Here is a 16,525-nt window from a genome sequence, read left to right on the forward strand (position 1 = left end):
GGGGGGGGGGGGGGGGGGGGGGGGGGGGGGGGGGGGGGGGGGGGGGCGGGGGCGGCCGGGGGGGGGGCGGGGCCCGGGGGGGGGGGGGGGGGGGGGGTGCGGCCCCCCCCGCCCCCCCCCACGCCCGCACTCGATGGTTCAGCTGTACGGAATCACCAGCACGGACCTGTCCGTGCCCGTCTGGAGCTTGGCGGTGCCGTTGCCGATGGCGCTCCACACCTCGAGGCGCACGCTGCCGCCCCTGAGGTCGGCCGGCGTTCCCGTCGACGCCTTCAGGCCGCGAGCCTGGGTGTACTCCTCCCATCCGGCGACCGGGTCGGTCGCGAAGTAGTGGTACGTCTCCGTCCGGTCGTAGCTGCCGTCACCGGTGAAGTCGTAACTGACGCGCGCCTGCTGGCCGAGGCCGACCGCGGTGCCCGCGTCCACCTGGAGCCGGAAGGCGGTCGACGCGCCCGGGGTGAGCGAGCCGTTGACGCCACGCACCTCGTAGACGAGAGGCTGGTACGGGCTGCCGTCGTGATTGGCACCCCCGCCGGAGGCGATCGTGTCGCTGCCCGCCGTGCCGCCGGTCGCCGTGGTCAGGGCGCCGCCGGTGCGCAGCTGGAAGGTGTTGCCGGTCGGCGGGTCAGGATCGGGGTCGGGGTCCGTCGAGCCCGACCCGGTGCCGGTCGCCGTGGAACGGGCCGGTACGGAGAGGGTCTTGCCGTCGGAGAAGGTCACCGTGCGGGCCGTCGCTCCGTGGTTGTGTGCCGCGTAGGTCCGGGTCGTGCCCTTGGTGAAGACGGCGGACGTGGGGATGTCCCCGCTGACGGTGGCGTCCGGTGCGCCGAGGGCGTCGAGCGTGTTGATCCAGTGGTAGGTGTGCGCCTTGGACTCCCCCTGTTCCGGGGTGTATCCCGCGTGCCCCGCGTCCCATTTCGCCTTGGCCGTACCGGGGTCGGCGAACGACTGGAACTCCCAGAGGATGTCACGCCATTCGACGGCCGGGCCGCCGTTCTCCCGCTCCATCTCGGCGATGTTGCGCCGGATCGCGGCCTTCTCGCCGCCGAGGTGCAGCGAGCCGCCCGTCACGGGGAGGACGTTGATGCCGTGGATCTCCTCGGGGTTGGCGGTCCACCAGGTGGAGTAGGCCGCGCCACTGCCCCACACCATGCCGGCCGTGTCATGGCCGAACGAGGACGGGAAGACCTGCTCGTCGGCGTCGAACCAGTACTGGGCGATCGACTCCGACTCGGTGGTCAGCAGGAAGGTGCCGAGGTCGCGCAGCGAGGTGTCACCGGTGGCCGACCCCCACAGGATCAGGGCCGCGCTGAGGTTGGTGGACTCGGAGGACGACTCCTGGTTGTTTCCGGCCGCGAAGCCCTGGTGACCGGAGGCCCAGCTGTGCCCCGCGTACACGTCGAAGCCGCGCAGGAAGGGGAAGGCGGTGTCGGTGCGGCTGGGGTTGGCGGTGTCCCGCACGAGGGTCTTGACCATGCCGCCCCACGCGGAGTCGGCGGCCCACGCCTGGTCGTACTGGGCGATGATCGCCGCCGCGTAGACGTAGTAGCCGTAGTGGAAGTGGTGGTCGTTGAGTTCGGTGTCGCTGCCGTAGGAGGCGGGGTAGCCGGTGAGGGTCTTCCAGTCCCTGTCGTAGCTGAACTCGTTCGCGCCTCCCGCCGTGAACCAGTCCTGGAGCCTGCCCTTCAACAGGCCGAGCAGCCGGTCGCGGACGCCCGTCTCACCGATCTGCTCCGCCACCGGGACGAGTTGGGCGAGGCGGCCGAGGGCCTTGCCCGTCCAGTAGGTGTCGGCGGCCCCGGAGAAGGGGTCGGAGGCGTTCACGACCTCGTTGAGGTAACCGCGCAGCCGGGCGGCGTCCACGCCGTTCGACTTCGGCAGCGCGGGCAGCACCGCCGAGGCCTTCTGGCTGGTGGTGAAGGAGGCCGACTCGCGGACCTTCATGATGCCGCGCGGCGAGACGTACGTGTAGGAGGTGAGGGGGTCCGTGGTGTGCAGCCACTGGTGGCGGTAGAGCGCCTGGAGCGTGCCGCGCTCGGTGCCCTCCTTCGCCTCGGTGGTCAGCGTGTAGGTGGCCTTGGAGGCGCCCCCGGAATAGCTCCAGGACACGTGGGAGCCGGTGACGAAGCTGTAGGCGTACTTCTTGAACGTCGCCAGCGCGCCGGTGGAGGGCAGCACCGCGACGGAGAAGTAGTCCTTGGAGCCGAGCCCCGCCGTGACGGTCGACCCGGAGACGTTCCAGTCACTGCCGGTCGGCGCGAAGAGGGCGTAGTGGTGCCCGGCGACGGTGATGCCGAGCACGTTGCCCTGGTCGGCGAAGACGGCGGGCGCGCCGGCGGTGGTGATCTGGGCGTTGCCGCCGGAGCCCTTGGCGTACACGAACGGGGAGCCGTGGCCGATCGTGGTGCGCAGCGTGCGGGTGCCGTCGGACCAGTAGGGCGTGACCGTCCAGTCGGACCAGTCGTCGGCCTTGGTGTCGGGGGAGTTGAGGCCGGTCAGTCCGATGGTGAGGTCGCGCTTGTGGGCGTACTCGTACTGGCGGCCGTCGCCGACGATCGCGGGGGTCGTCGGGTAGCCGACGTCGAGCCCGCCGGCCGTGGCCTGGTAGGTCAGGGGATGCCCGTACATGGGGGTCGAGTACGGGTTGTCCCCGTAGCGCTGGTACGCGAGGGAGGACCACCAGTCGTTGGTGGGCACGGGCCGGTTCCGGGCGGCAGCGGTCACCTTGGGCGTGACCGGTGCTCCCGTGTTGGTGGTGGGACCCGACGTGCCGGCGGGCCGGGTGTCGGAGTAACTGCCGGAGCCTACGGGGACGGTGGCGGCGGCCGCGGGCGTGGCGGCCGGGCCCAGGCCGACGAAGGCGAGGGCTGAGGCCAGCAGCAGAACGGATGCCGGTCTGAAGCGTGGGGCTGGCATGTGTCACCTCAAGTCGTGACAGGGGGGAGTTTCTGAGAGCGCTCTCAGATGGGCGGAACGTAAAGCCCATGTAATGCACTGTCAATAGGTTGAACACAACGACCACGGCAGGCACTTGCCGTCCGACAGGTCTTCGCGGCTCGCCCGGGACCAGCGCGTGGGCGGCCACGACGGGCCGGGCGGCGTCGCCGTGGAGAGGTCGGCCGGCGGGTTGCGCTGGGTGCAGAACGGGCTTTGCGGGTCCGATGAGGCACAGACGCGTGCCGGACTCACGCCGTCCGGGCGTCACCTGGGCCGCCCCGGACCGATGAGCGCGAGTGCGCCTACGCGGGCAGCGCCGGGAACACGACCACCGAGCCGTCCTCGTTGCGGGCGATGTCGATCGCCACGTCGGTTGGGCGGCTGTCGACCACTACGCCGTCACCCAGCTGGTGGATGCGGTGTGTCGCGCGCATCAGGCGGTCGACTTCGGCGGTCGTGAAGACGGGCCGCTTCCCGTTCGGGCGGGCCAGTTCCAGCGCCGACAGGCGGACCAGGATACCGGCGATGCCCGACTCCAATTCGTCGAGGCGCTGCTGATCGCGCTTGAGAGCGCGGGTGAAGTTCTCGAACGGGTTGCTCGAATCGCTCTGGGCGTGCTCGACGGCCTGCAGCACGACGACGCGCCGCTTCAGCGCGATGGCGAGGGCGGCGAGTTCGAGGTGGGCATGAAAGGTGCCGCCATGATCTTCGACGCCGGGGAACGACTTGGTCAGCGTGCCGAGCTCGACGGCCTTGCCCTGCGGCAGTTTGTCGAGGGCGTTCTGCCACTGGGCAAGGCGGCGATCGGCGGCACCCAGCGCCGAGTTGATGGCGTGCACCGCCGAGTCAAGTCCCAGCGAGGCACCCGGTTTGCCCTGGTCGAGGAGAACGGCGGTGGCCTTGTCGATCGCGTCGCGGCAGCCGTCGAGCAGGCTCTGCTCGTGTTCGAGCTCCCGCACCTGAAGTTGCTCGAGAAGCTCGGTGATGTGCTCGATGGCCTCCCGGCGCCTGCTGTCGGCGTGCGCGCTCACACCCACCGCCACGGCCATGAGGACGAGCGGCGCGGCCACGGTGAGCGCCGCGCTGCCGCCGACCGCCACGCCGGCTGTCGCACCGGCACCACCGACGGCGCCCGCCGTCGCCGATTGACCGGCGGGCACGAACCTCGCGGCGCCGGCGATCCTGCCGGTCGAGTCCACGAGCGCGCCGCGGACACCACCCGCCGTGCCCTTCGCCGCCATCGGGCGAATGATGCCCTGGCCGAACTGGGCGGCGACCTTGGCCGGGATCACCATGCGGTACAGGCCTTCGCCGGCAACTGTGGCCGTGGCCCCCTCGGAGGAACCTCGCGCCGACTGCGCGATGAGCTGCGACAGGTGCTGAGCCAGAGGACTTGCGACATCGAGCGGGATACCCCGCCCGCGGTCGAGCGTGTCGGGCAGCGGATGCACCTCAAGCGTGGCGATCGGCTCGTCGGCCAGGGCGGCCAGCGCACCACGCAGTTCTGCCAAGCGCTCGGCCGTCATCGGCCCGTCTCCTGTCAGTGCGGGCACCCGGACGTCACCCGTCGCCAACATCCACACCGGTACGGTGGCCCTGCGGTCGTCAGTCATCATCCCCCATTTCCGCGGTACAGCCTACGGTCGCTGTCCGACCGGGAGGCAGGAACCTTGCGCATACGTGTTACAGACGAGGCGTCTACTGGCACACCATGCACGTCGAACCCGGTGAGACCGGCGTGGCAGGGGATCATGGTGCCCTTGCCTGGGCGTTCACCACGACTTGACGGTTATTCAGGTCGGCTGCTCTGCTGGCACCGTTGTCGACAAAGGGGGACTGGTGAGCCAGTCGGATCTGAGGGCGTTGTTCCGCTCGAACGATCGCGAAGTCAAGGCGGTCGACTACTTCGCCGACAGGCGTGACGAGTGGGACTCGGTGGCGCGGAGCCTAGCCGACCTCGTCCCGGGAGTGCGTGCCGATGGCTTCGATGTGCAGGACCTCGAGACGCCCCGCCGCAATGTGCTGACGTTCTACGGGGTCGGCGGCATCGGCAAGTCGACGTTGTCCCGGTGCGTGGCGCAGCATCTCTCCGGAGATCTGCCGGTCCAGGGGCACTGGCCGCCGCTCGACGAGAGCCTCGGCCCCATCGTGCCGGTGCGGGTGGATCTGTCGCGCGACTCGGGCGTCGATCTCGAGTCCCTGATTCTGGCCGTCCGACTGGCCGCGGCCGAGATCGGGCAGCCGATGCCGACGTTCGACCTGGCTCTCCAGCGGTACTGGGAACACAACCATCCCGGTGAACCGCTCGACGAGTACGTCCGTCGCCGCACCCGACTGAGCTCCCTTCCCGGAGCGCGGAATCTGTCGGCCCAGATGCAGTCGGCCTTGGCCGACGTGGCGCAGGCGGTGGCCCTTCCAGGCACGGTGGGGCAGGTGGTCGGCAATGGGCTGAGGACAGTCGTCCGGGCGCTGAGGGAACGACAGCACAGGATCAGGGCGCTCGCGGAGTGCAGTCGCTTCGCCGACCTGCTGGAGGCCACTCCCGACCAGGACGCACTCAGCTACTATCCGCACCTCCTCGCGTGGGACCTGGCGTCCCTGCCCGCCAAGCACCGGGCCACCCTGGTGGTGCTGCTGGACACGTTCGAGGACGTGGGAGACCGGGTGCACCGGGATCTGGAGCGCCTTGTCCAGCGGTTGGTGTGGTTGATGCCCAACGCCTTGTTCATCGTCACGGGTCGCAATCGCCTCCAGTGGGACGATCCGCTGCTGGAAGGCCAACTCGACTGGGCAGGGCCGGAGTGCTGGCCCCAGCTCGTCGGCGGTGCGACGCGTGAACCCCGACAACACACCGTTGGATACTTGTCCGCGGGAGATTGCGAAACCTATCTGTCCCAGCGCCTGACACGAGACGGTCGTCCGATGATGGACGACGCGACCCGCCGTCTGATCACGGCGAACTCGCACGGACTGCCGCTCTACCTCGACCTCGCGGCGATGCGCTTCCTTGATCTGTACCGTCGCTCGGGGAACGCTCCCTCCGTGCACGACTTCAACCTTGACTTCCCCGCCCTGGTCGCCCGGACCTTCCGTGACCTGCCTCCGGACGTGCGACGGGTCGTGCGGTCCGTCAGCCTTCTGGACACGTTCTCCGTGCCGCTGGCTTCGGCGGCCGCGGGCTTCGACCACGACGCTCCGGCCCAGAACCTGGTGGACAGGCCGTTCGTCGATCACGACCCCGGTGCGCCATGGCCCTACCGCCTGCACGCCCTGGTCCGGGACACGGTCCGCGAGGCGGACTCGACCAGCGACGACCGGTGGACCTCCGCCGACTGGCAACGCGCTGCGCGACGCGCCTTCGGGGCCCTCGGACAGGAGGACAAGTCCCACCGCGGGCGCCTGGTGTCCGCTCTCCGCCAAGGCCTCGCTCTGGCCCATCAGTTCGATCTCCCGCTCGGCTGGCTCGAGGACGCAGCCTTCCAGTACGTCGACGATTTCGTCTGGGAGCCCGTCGAGCCGCCGGCGGCCGTCCTGGCGGGGGCGTCTCCCACTGCGGCCCAAGCACTCGCCGCGACCCTCTCGGCCATCGCCCAGCGCCAGCGCCGGCACCGGGGCAGCACGGCGCAAGAACTCCGCGACGTCCTGCGGGCCGGAGTCCTGCCGCAAAGTCTGGACGAGTTGCCGCGCTACTTCCTGGCCGAGTGCGACCGGGACCTGGGCAATTTCCAGGAGTCGCTGAACGGCATGCAGCGCGTCGCGGAACGGGGAGGCCGCCTTGCCGCGACCGCTCGCCGGGGGCTCATCCACCTGGCGCGCCGCATCGGTGACTTCCCGCAGGCCAGGGAGGCGGCACTGCACCTGGGCACGGAGGGCCGTCAGGACCGCGTACTCGGCGACCTCTGGTGGCCCCAGGGATCCATCGCCTTGGCCTGCTCCGCGTACGCGGCCGGCCGCGATCAGGCACTGGCCACCGGGATGCTCGGCGAAGCCGCCCTGTCGCAGGCCTGTCTCGCCTTCGCCGCGGCCTTCCAGGACCGCCCGCGCGCGGCCGAGCAGATTGCCCGGGCCGAGGAGCTGCTCGGGGGCGTGTCGATCCGGTGGGCCGAAATGCAGACCCGCATCGCAGCCCTGGTGAGGGACGCGGGCATCGCGCCAGACCTGCCGGAGCGCGCCGAGGCCGTCGCGGTGGAGGCCATGGAGGCGGGGCTGACCTCATCGGTCGCCTACATCCGCTTCGCTGGATGCCTGCATGCCCTCCTGAACGGCGCCCCTGAAGCGCTCACCCAGGCCCGGGAGCGCCTTATGGCGGACTGTGTCAACGGCGTCGAGTTCGCCTACCTCGCCGAACTGACCTATCTGATGGCCGACGAGGATCCACCTTTGGGCCTTCCGCGCGCTGAGTGGCTGGACAGTGTCCCTCAGGTGCGGGCACGCTGGGTCGGCCTCGTCGAGGATCGCCGACAGGAGTCGGCAGCACAGCTAGGAGCTTGAACCAGGTGGCGCACTACACCACAGCGGACCAGATCGACCTCTCCAGCGTTGCCGACAGGTACGGACTGACGGGCGCGTCCCTCACCGTGCTCTCGGGCGGCGCCGCGAACTCCAGCTTTCGCCTCACCTGCGACCAGGGCGAGTACGTGCTGACCTCCCTTGACAACCACCACGAGGACACCGCGAACACCCTTGCCCGCCACACCCGGGCCTTCCACCGGCTCGGCCTGCCGACCAGCGAGGTCGTCCCCGCCACGGACGGTTCACTCATCGTCCGGGTCGAGGACCGCCTCCTCGTCCTGAAGAGGTGGATCGCCGGTACGGTCGAGCAGCCCCTTCCCCCCGCGCTCCTTCCCGAGGCCGGCAACCTGCTCGCCCGCCTTCACGCGCTTGCCCCCGACGCCGACGGCCTGATCGACGTCCCCATCGGGGCCCGCCGTCTCTCCGCCGAGCACCTCGCGTCGGTCCCCGACTTCGCCGACCAGGAGTTCGCCCGGTGGCTGACCTCCCGACTCGACCGAGTTCGTGACGCCGAGGCCGACAGCCACCGAACGTCCTGCCTGATCCACGGGGACCTCTTCGACGACAACGTCATCGTCCGTGACGACGGCGGCCTGTCCGTCCTGGACTGGGAGACGGTCTCCCTCGACGATCCCCTGCTCGACCTGGGCATGGCAGCCGTCGGTCTCGCCCAGGACGAGGCCGGCTTCCTCGACACCGAGCGTCTCCACGCCCTGCTCGACGGATACGAGAAACTCCGTCCCCTGACCACGGTGGACCGCGCGATCCTCCCCCTCGAGATTGAGCACGCGGCGCTGATCATCGCCTTCCACCGCTATCACCGCCACAACGTCCGGTTCCCGAACCCAGAGAGGGCCACGTATCACCGGGCGATGGTCCGCTTCGCGGAGTCGGTCGCCGCTCGGATCTGAGGCCGCCTCCTCACAGCGAAGGGTGACCGGTTTGCGACCTGCTACTCAGCTTGTTCTTTATGGTCGCCGGTGACTGGCCGCGACAGCTCGCGGGGTTGAGTGTGCATGACTGCCCCAGTTGCTGCGCCTGTGTGGCTTTGTCCTTCGGCATCCGGCGTTGTGGCTTCTACCGGTCGGTCACGTGGTTCGAGGGAGTGTGCGGCATCCCGGCCCTCGTTGGTGGCTCAGGTGGGTGGGCACGCTCGTACTGGCCGTGCCAAGCAGCGATCGTGAAAGACAGCGCGATGGCTGCCACGAGCAGTTGGACCGCTCCTGCGAACGGATGTGCCGAGTACAGGAAGATTACGGCGATCACGAGCACGCCCAATGTGAACCCGCCGAGCCAGAGGATCGGAACCCAGTCCATCGGGGGTGCCACGGTTTGCTCGTCCACACGGCCCCATCCACGGATGACCGACGTCAACCCCAGCAGAGAGGCGACCGGGATTTCGATGAGCAAGACGATCAGGCTTATGCAGCCACCCGCGAACCCGTCGCTTCGAGTGTCTGAAGGCTCTTCAGGCCGGCAATCGTTCCCCGGTAAGCGCGGTATACGCGAACTCGGCTCGAAGCGCATGGTCACACTCTCGTGCGTCACGCCGTGCACTGCATCACGGTTCACCAGGCCGAGACCGAGTCGTGGCCGAGCTGAGCACTCCGCAGGCCTCCTCCTGCCGTCGAACTGCAAAGTGAACGCACTCGCTCGTTTGAGGGTTCCGGGGACGTGAGCACGGCCTCCGTCTGATTTTGTGCTCCGACCAAAGAGGCACTTGACCAGTACGAAGGCCGTGGGGGAATGAGTCTGCTGCATCACGATGCCGTCCGGGAGTCGTTCGCGGTGGCGTCACGCTTCCGGGACGACTTCTTCGGCTGTCTGACCGCGCGTGGGGACACGTTGTTCGAGCTGACCGATGCACTGTTGTGTGCGGATGGGCCGGTAACAACGCCGGTGGACCTCACGTTGACGGCAGAACACCGGCGCGGGCACGGCGCGATGTACGAGGCGCTCAACTGCGGGAACGTCGAGGTACCGAAACTGCGGCAGGTGCTGGCCGGGCTGCCGCAACCCGAGGCCGCCGACGGACGCCTGGTCCTGGCGGTGGACGTCACCCACTGGCTCCGTCCGGACGCGCCGACCAGCCCGGACCGCCTGTTCTGTCACGTCTACGGCCGCAGCGGACGCTCCTCAGACCAGTTCGTGCCCGGCTGGCCGTACTCGTTCGTCGCCGCGCTGGAGTCGGGCCGGACCTCGTGGTGCCAGATCCTGGACGCGCTGCGGCTGGGACCGGCCGACGATGTCGCCGAGGTCACCGCGGTCCAGGTCCGCCGCGTGGTCGAGGACCTCATCGACGGGGGCCGCTGGCACCCGGGTGACCGCGACACCTCATTGTCTTCGACGCCGGCTACGACGCTCCGCGCATCGCCTATCTGCTGGAGGGGCTGCCGGTTGAGGTCCTGGGGCGGATGCGCACCGACCGCGTGATGCGCAAGCCGGTCCAGGTTCCCTGGATCTCGCCGTCACAGGGCGGGCGCCCGCCGAAGCACGGCAAGGAGTTCCGCTTCGCCAAGCCCGACACCTGGGGCGAGCCCGATGCCGCGACCGCAGCTGTCACCGACCGCTACGGCACCGCCCGCGCGAGGGCCTGGGACCGTATCCATCCTCGTCTGACCACCCGCTCCGCATGGGTCGACCACACCGGCGAACTCCCCCTAATCGAGGGCACGTTGATCCGCCTGGAGGTCGACCGCCTGCCCGGCGGCCACGATCCACTCCCCAACTGGCTGTGGACGTCGGCCACCGGCCTGACCGGTGAGAACGTCGACCTGCGCTGGCAGGCATTCCTGCGCAGATTCGACCTTGAACACGCCTTCCGGATGATCAAACAGACCCTCGGCTGGACCCGCCCGAAACTCCGCACACCCCAGGCGGCTGACCGGTGGACCTGGCTGATCATTGCGGTCCATACCCCACTCCGTCTCGCCCGGCCGCTGGTCGCGGATCTACGCCGTCCCTGGGAGAAGCCGGTCGAGCCCGGCCGGCTCACCCCCGCGCGGGTCCGCCGGGGGTTCAGAAACTTGCGTCCGGACCTGCCCTGTCCGGCCCGTGCGCCGAAACCCAACCGTCCAGGCCCCGGCAGACCCCAGGCTCGAAGGACCGGCGTCCCGCCACCCGCTACAACGTGGGCAAAACGGCCAGGCGACCTGAGAGCATCGCCGAACGTGACCAGGTCAGACCATAAAGAGCAACCTCAGAGTTGCGGGCTGTGGCAGCGTGATTCGAGGTGGGGTGCGCTGGAAGCGGGGACTGGCAGGGCAGTGATGACGGCGATGTTCCTCGATGCCGAAAGACGCGGCCCAACGTATGCGCTTGGTGATGCGACGCTTGTACTCGCGTGTCAGTTCGCGTGTCAGGCGAGGGGTGGTCCGTCGACGAGGACGCTCAGTACGCTGCGGCGCGCCCCGGCACGGGCCACACGAGTCTTGTTCGTGTTGAGCTTCATATCCAGCGGTCGAAAGGCCTTCTTCACGTCGGCTACCGGCGGTCGATGCTTTCGCCACGGACGAGCCGACGGCTGGAGAAGTAACATCTCGTCGCTGTAGCGCGTGTAGCGCAGGCCAAAGGACTCGGCTACGTGGGTGACAACGGCGTCGACGTCCCGCATGACGAGGTTCGAGATGGGTTCCTGAGACCCGCCGACCGCGTTGAACCGGAAAGTAGCCTCCCCATGCGTCGAACTCACCGGCCGGTTGTCCGATGACGCCCACAGCGGCCTTTCATCCTGGGGCGGCGTGCGGACGCCGCCCAGGCCGGGGCTCTCTGATCAGCGGCATTCGTTATTGCGTACGATGTGCAAGTGCGCACCAGTGACTACACCCTCAGGACAGCCACCCCGGACGACCTGGACGCCGCCCGGGCCGTCATGCTCGACACCGTCTACCGCGACTTCGGCACCGGGTACGTGCCCCGTTGGCACGGGGACATCGTCGACCTGGTCGGGGCCTATCTGGCGCCCGAGCGGCACACCCTTCTCGTCGCCGTGGACGCGGGCGGCGAGGTCGTCGCGACCGGTGCTCTCGACTCCCGGGGTCCCGCGCACCCCCCGAACCCCCGGTACGTCGCCGAGCGCTACCCGTCCGGCGTGACCGCGCAGCTGCGCCGCGTGTACGTGCGGCCCGAGCACCGGCGGCGCGGGCTGGCGCGCCGGCTCGTCGACGAGCTGCTCGCCTTCGCCGCCGCGGACGGCGGGTACCGGGCCGTGTACCTGCACACCGACCCGGCGGTTCCCGGTGCCGAGCCCTTCTGGCGGTCGCTCGCCAAGGTCGTGCACGACGAGCGGGAGGACGCGGGCGGCGGGCAGGCGGTCGTGCACTTCGACGTGCCGATGGCGTGAGGCCGATGGGGACGAGGCCGATCGGGGAGAGCCCGATCAGGGCGAGACCGATCGGGACGAGGCCGATCAGGGGGCGCGCTCCGTCATGGAAATGATTGTCATGTAGTCTCCGTTCGTTGCTGTCACCCCGCCTGACCCGCTCGACGCCGATTGATCCGAGGACCATGCGTTCCCACCGCCGCTCCCGGCTGCTCGCCCCGTTCCTGCTCGTGCCGCTCATAGCGAGCTGCTTCGCCTCGGGCGGTGGTGACGACTCCGGCTCCGGCGACGAGGGCGACGGTTCCCGCCTGCGCGTGGCCCTCGCCTTCCCGCCCGCCGAGAACCTCTCCCCGTACGGCGCCGACGCCACCCTCCTCAGCCGCCTCGCCGTCACCGAGGGCCTCACCGCGCTGGACGCCAACGGCTCCGCCGCCCCCGCCCTCGCCGAGTCCTGGCGCAGGGACGGCGAGAGGACCTGGGAGTTCACGCTCCGCGACGCCACCTTCCAGGACGGCAGCGAGGTCACCCCGGCCGCCGTCGCCGACTCCCTCACCCACGCCACCGACGCCGAGCCCGCGCCCGCCGCCCTCGCCGGCGTCACCCTCAGCGCCGAGGCCGGCGGCGAGCGGGTGGTCCGGATCACCACCGCCGAGCCCGACCCCGTACTGCCGTTGCGGCTCTCCAGTCCCAGCCTCGCCGTCCTCTCCGCGAAGGCCTACGAGAAGAGCGGGCACGTCGACCCCGTCGGCACCGCCACCGGGCCCTTCGAGCTGACCAAGGTCAACGGCGCCGGCTCCGCGACCCTCGACCGCTTCGACGACTACTGGGGTGGCCGCGCCCAGGCCTCCGGCATCGACGCCCGCTTCATCGCCGACGGCACCGCCCGCGCCAACGCCCTGCGCACCGGTGAGCTGGACATCGCCGAGGCCGTTCCGGTGGCCCAGGCGGCGACCCTCGACAAGGAGACGCGGCGCGACACCGCCACCACCCGGACCACCAGCCTGCTCCTCAACGCGACGTCCGGAACCTTCGCGGACGCGAAGCTGCGGGCCGCCGCCCGTGCCGCCCTCGACACCTCCGTCTTCGCCGAGGACGTGTACGAGGGCTACGCCGACCCCGGTGCCGGGATCTACGGGCCCGCCGTGACCTGGGCCGAGGGGAAGCGCACGCGGCCCGTGGGCCGCGCTGCGGCCGGGAAGGCCGACGGGAGGACCGTCACCCTCGCCACCTACGACAACCGGCCCGAGCTGCCCGAGGTCGCCCAGGTGGTCAAGCAGCAGCTGGAGAAGGCCGGCTTCACGGTGAAGCTCACCGTGCGCGAGTACTCGCGGCTGGAGGGGGACGCGCTGGACGGGAAGTTCGACGCGTTCGTGCTCGCCCGCAACACCCTCCTCGACACCGGTGACCCCGTCGCCGTCCTCTCCGGCGACTACACCTGCGACGGCGGCTTCAACATCGCCCAGCTCTGCGACAAGGACGTCGACTCGGCGGTCGCCGGGGCCGAGAAGATCGCGGACACCGCGAAGCGGCAGGACGCCGCGATGGCCGCGGAGGCCCGCATCCTCGGCAGCGACGCCGTCGTGCCGCTCGTGCACCAGCGGATCATCACCGGCGTCGCCGACTCCGTGCAGGGCGTGATCCTCGACCCGTACGAGCGCACCCTCGTCGGTACCGGCACCCGGCGCTGAGCCGTGCGGCAGCGGGTGGCCACCGTGGTGTGGCGGGTCGTGCTGGCGGCGGCGCTGGTGTGCGGGATCGGGCTGCTGCCGTGGCTCACGCACACCGATCCCGCCCACACCGTGCTCAAGGCGCGGTCCGCCGAGCGTGACCCCACGCCCGAGGTGCTCGCCGACATCCGCGCGCAGCTCGGGCTCGACGGCGGGCCGTTCCACGTCCTCGGGCGGTGGCTCGGGGGGCTGGTGCGGGGGGACGCCGGGCAGTCGTGGATCTCGGGCGCCGACGTGCTGCCCGGCGTGGTCCAGGCGCTCGGCGCGTCCCTGCTGCTCATGGCCGTCGCCCTCGCCGTCGCGGCCCTCACCGCCGGACTCGTCTGCGCCCGCACACTCCGGCTGGGCGCCCGCCGCCGGCTCGGCGGGCGGCGGCGTGGCGGCACCGGCTCGGCCGTCGTCGCCTCGCTGCCCGAGTTCCTCGTCGCCTCCGTGCTCGCCACCGTCGTCGGGGTGCAGCTGGGGTGGCTGCCCGCGCTGGGCTGGTACGGGCCCCAGTGGACCCTGCTGCCCGCCCTCGCCCTCGGGCTGCCCGCCGGGGCCGTGATCGGGCGGCTGCTCGACGACCTGCTGCCCGGCGCCTTCGGTGAGCCCTGGGCGCTGGCCGCCGCCGCCCGGGGACTGACCGGGAGCCGTATCGCCCGGCAGGCGCTGCGCCGCTGCGTGCCCGCGCTGCTGCCCAACCTCGGGCTGTTCGTCGTAGGGCTGACCGGCGGTGCCGTCGCCGTCGAGCAGGTCTTCGACATCCCCGGCCTCGGCCGGACCACCCTCCAGGCCGCCCTCGCCCAGGACCTGCCCGTCCTCCAGGCCGGCACCCTCGCCCTGGTCCTCCTCGCGGCGTTCGCCACCGGTGCCACCCGCGTCACCGCCCGACTGCTGACCGGGCCCGCGCCGAGCGACGGCGCGCTGTCCTCCCTGCACCGGCCCGCCCCGCCCGGCGGCCGCGTACCGCCCCTCCTCCAGGGTGCCGTGCTGCTCGCCGTCATCGGGGTCGGCCTGACCCGTGATCCGCTCGCCCTCGACACCGGGCAGCGGTTGCGGGCACCCTCCCTCGCCCATCCGTTCGGCACCGACTCCCTCGGCCGCGACCTGCTCGCCCGCGTCGGCCACGGCGCGCTCGACACCCTGCTGCTCGCCTCCGCCATCACGGCCGCCGCCCTCGTCGCGGGCGTGCTCCTCGGACTCGTGCCCCGGGTGTCCGGGGCGCTCGTCGACACCGTCAACGCCGTGCCGCCCGTCCTCGTCGCCCTCCTGGTCACCGCCGTCGCGGGCAGCGGAGGGGCCACGCCCGCGCTCGCGGTGGGCGCCGTCGCCTGGGCGCCGCTCGCCGCGCACACCTCCGCACTGCTGGGCCAGGAACGCGCCACCCTGCACATCACCGCCACCCGGGGCCTCGGCGCCGGGCGCTGGTACCTGCTGCGCCGCGAACTGCTGCCCGCCGTGCTGCCCCCCGTGCTCCGCCACGCCCTCCTGCGGCTGCCCGGTGTCGCCCTCGCCCTCGCCTCGCTGGGCTTCCTCGGACTGGGCGCCCAGCCGCCCTCCCCGGAGTGGGGCCTGCTCCTCGCCGAGAACCAGCCCTACGCCGAACGCGCCCCCTGGGCCGTCCTCGCCCCCGCCGCCGTCCTCGCCCTGCTCGGCGCCCTGGCCGTCAGCGCCGCGGGCGGGCTCCGCGGGCCCGGGCGGCGACCCGTACGCCCCGCCCCGGCCGTCGCCGAACAGGCCACCGCGCCCAAGAAGGAACCGGTCGCCGCACCATGACCTCGCTGTTCACACCCCGGACCGCACGGACCGCACGGAGCACCCGGCGACCGGCCCCGCTCCCGCCGCTGCTCCGGCTGCTGATCCTCACCCAACTGGCCTTCAACATCGGTTTCTTCGCCGTCCTGCCCTTCCTCTCCGAGCACCTGGGACAGAGCATCGGCATGGCGGGCTGGCTGGTCGGGTTCGTGCTGGGGCTGCGGACCTTCAGCCAGCAGGGGCTCTTCGTGGTCGGCGGCGCGCTGGCCGACCGGTACGGCATCCGGCCGGTCGTCCTCGCCGGGTGCGTGCTGCGGATCGCCGGGTTCGGCTGGCTCGGGTTCGCCGAGCAGACCTGGGCCGTGGTCGGGGCCGTCCTGCTGATCGGGTTCGCCGCCGCGCTCTTCTCACCGGCCGTCGAGTCCGAGGTGGCCCGGCAGGCCGTCGCCTGGGAGGAGCGCAGCGGTGAGGACCGGAGCCGGGTGCTCGCGCTGTTCACCGTCGCCGGGCAGGCCGGGGCCTTCGTCGGGCCGCTGCTGGGGGCCCTGCTGCTCGCCGTCGACTTCCGCACCGCGTGCCTGGCCGGCGCCGGTGTCTTCGTGCTCGTCCTCGCCGGGCACGCGTGGCTGCTGCCGCAGCGCATCCCCGGGCGGACCCGGGTCCCGGTCAGGGGCGGGACGCGACTGCTGCTGCGCAACCGGCGCTTCCTCGCGCTGTGCTGCGCCTACGGCGCCTACCTGCTCGCCTACAACCAGCTCTACCTCGCCCTGCCCGCCGAGGTGGAGCGCGCCGCGGGTTCCCAGGCACCGCTGGCCTGGCTGTTCGCGCTGTCCTCGCTGCTGGTGGTGACCGCGCAGTTGCCGGTGACGCGGTGGGCGGGGAAGCGGCTGGCGCCGCGCCGGTCGATGGTGGCGGGGCTGGTGCTGATCGCGACCGGCTTCGCCGTCGTCGCGGCCGCGCGGCCGGTCGGGTGGACGGGAACGGGCGGACTGCTGCCCGCGGCCGGGTTCGTCGTCCTGCTCACCCTCGGGCAGATGCTGGTCGCGCCCGTCGCCCGTGCCTGGGTGCCGGACCTCGCCGAGGACGGACGGCTCGGGCTGTACACGGGGGCGCTGTCCTCCGTCTCCGGGCTCATCGTGCTGGCCGGCAGCTCCGCGACCGGTCTGCTGCTGGACACCGGGCTGCCGGCCGCCGTGCCGTGGCTGGTCCTGGCCGCCGTACCGCTGGCGGCGGCGGGGTTGCTGCCCCGGCGGCCCTCCGGCTCCTCCGCCGGTACGGCAAAGCCCTAATC

Annotated in this window: 10 protein-coding genes and 1 pseudogene; 7 read left to right on the plus strand and 4 right to left on the minus strand. The window is 71.3% G+C overall.

All coding sequences use genetic code 11. The features are described from left to right. Nucleotides 1-138 precede the first annotated feature (138 nt). Together ACGF5T_RS26710 and ACGF5T_RS26715 are read right to left on the minus strand one after the other, a co-directional pair. Nucleotides 139-2,916 (minus strand): glycosyl hydrolase, encoded by a 2,778-nt coding sequence (locus ACGF5T_RS26710; RefSeq protein ID WP_366767437.1) that lies wholly within the window; start codon nt 2,914-2,916, stop codon nt 139-141. Between the two features lie 323 nt (nt 2,917-3,239). After that, nucleotides 3,240-4,550 carry a hypothetical protein gene (locus tag ACGF5T_RS26715; protein WP_366767486.1) on the minus strand — a complete coding sequence of 437 codons (1,311 nt, stop codon included), beginning with the start codon at nt 4,548-4,550 and terminating at the stop codon, nt 3,240-3,242. 226 nt (nt 4,551-4,776) lie between these two features. On the opposite strand from ACGF5T_RS26715, the gene ACGF5T_RS26720 reads away from it, so the two are divergent. Beyond that, the gene (locus ACGF5T_RS26720) at nt 4,777-7,428 is read left to right on the plus strand and encodes an ATP/GTP-binding protein (protein ID WP_366767438.1); all 2,652 of its coding nucleotides are present in this window, start codon (nt 4,777-4,779) and stop codon (nt 7,426-7,428) included. Between the two features lie 5 nt (nt 7,429-7,433). Beyond that, on the plus strand, nt 7,434-8,360 hold the full coding sequence (locus ACGF5T_RS26725) for a phosphotransferase (protein ID WP_366767439.1): 927 nt from the start codon (nt 7,434-7,436) through the stop codon (nt 8,358-8,360). A gap of 166 nt (nt 8,361-8,526) precedes the next feature. Here the strand turns inward: ACGF5T_RS26725 and ACGF5T_RS26730 are convergent, their stop codons facing one another. After that, nucleotides 8,527-9,210 (minus strand): DUF6234 family protein, encoded by a 684-nt coding sequence (locus ACGF5T_RS26730; protein WP_366767487.1) that lies wholly within the window; start codon nt 9,208-9,210, stop codon nt 8,527-8,529. Between ACGF5T_RS26730 and ACGF5T_RS26735 the strand changes: the two are divergent. Beyond that, nucleotides 9,196-10,639 (plus strand): annotated as a pseudogene (locus ACGF5T_RS26735) (NF041680 family putative transposase). The gene ACGF5T_RS26730 and the pseudogene ACGF5T_RS26735 sit on opposite strands and share 15 nt — an antisense overlap. A gap of 168 nt (nt 10,640-10,807) precedes the next feature. Here ACGF5T_RS26735 and ACGF5T_RS26740 read toward each other — a convergent pair. After that, the gene (locus ACGF5T_RS26740; RefSeq protein WP_366767440.1) at nt 10,808-11,140 is read right to left on the minus strand and encodes a hypothetical protein; all 333 of its coding nucleotides are present in this window, start codon (nt 11,138-11,140) and stop codon (nt 10,808-10,810) included. 114 nt (nt 11,141-11,254) lie between these two features. Here ACGF5T_RS26740 and ACGF5T_RS26745 point away from each other — a divergent pair, with 114 nt between their 5' ends. The 4 genes from ACGF5T_RS26745 to ACGF5T_RS26760 all read left to right on the plus strand — a co-directional run bounded on the left by ACGF5T_RS26745 (nt 11,255) and on the right by ACGF5T_RS26760 (nt 16,523). After that, a complete protein-coding gene (locus ACGF5T_RS26745) occupies nt 11,255-11,791 on the plus strand; it encodes a GNAT family N-acetyltransferase (protein WP_366767441.1) in 537 nt (178 codons plus the stop codon). Between the two features lie 164 nt (nt 11,792-11,955). Continuing rightward, nucleotides 11,956-13,458 carry an ABC transporter substrate-binding protein gene (locus ACGF5T_RS26750; RefSeq protein ID WP_366767442.1) on the plus strand — a complete coding sequence of 501 codons (1,503 nt, stop codon included), beginning with the start codon at nt 11,956-11,958 and terminating at the stop codon, nt 13,456-13,458. A 3-nt stretch (nt 13,459-13,461) separates the two neighbouring features. Beyond that, the gene (locus ACGF5T_RS26755; RefSeq protein WP_366767443.1) at nt 13,462-15,255 is read left to right on the plus strand and encodes an ABC transporter permease subunit; all 1,794 of its coding nucleotides are present in this window, start codon (nt 13,462-13,464) and stop codon (nt 15,253-15,255) included. Then, on the plus strand, nt 15,252-16,523 hold the full coding sequence (locus tag ACGF5T_RS26760) for an MFS transporter (RefSeq protein WP_366767444.1): 1,272 nt from the start codon (nt 15,252-15,254) through the stop codon (nt 16,521-16,523). The genes ACGF5T_RS26755 and ACGF5T_RS26760 overlap by 4 nt, the downstream gene beginning before the upstream one ends. Nucleotides 16,524-16,525 lie beyond the last annotated feature (2 nt).

The sequence above is a fragment of the Streptomyces sp. NPDC047853 genome, assembly GCF_043204535.1.
Classification (GTDB): domain Bacteria; phylum Actinomycetota; class Actinomycetes; order Streptomycetales; family Streptomycetaceae; genus Streptomyces.

Excerpts from the sequence above, each read along its gene's own strand:
- ACGF5T_RS26760 (WP_366767444.1), top strand. The coding sequence starts at position 15,252 with ATGACCTCGCTGTTCACACCCCGGACCGCACGGACCGCACGGAGCACC.
- ACGF5T_RS26710 (WP_366767437.1), bottom strand. The coding sequence starts at position 2,916 with ATGCCAGCCCCACGCTTCAGACCGGCATCCGTTCTGCTGCTGGCCTCA.
- ACGF5T_RS26750 (WP_366767442.1), top strand. The coding sequence starts at position 11,956 with ATGCGTTCCCACCGCCGCTCCCGGCTGCTCGCCCCGTTCCTGCTCGTG.
- ACGF5T_RS26715 (WP_366767486.1), bottom strand. The coding sequence starts at position 4,550 with ATGACTGACGACCGCAGGGCCACCGTACCGGTGTGGATGTTGGCGACG.
- ACGF5T_RS26730 (WP_366767487.1), bottom strand. The coding sequence starts at position 9,210 with ATGCAGCAGACTCATTCCCCCACGGCCTTCGTACTGGTCAAGTGCCTC.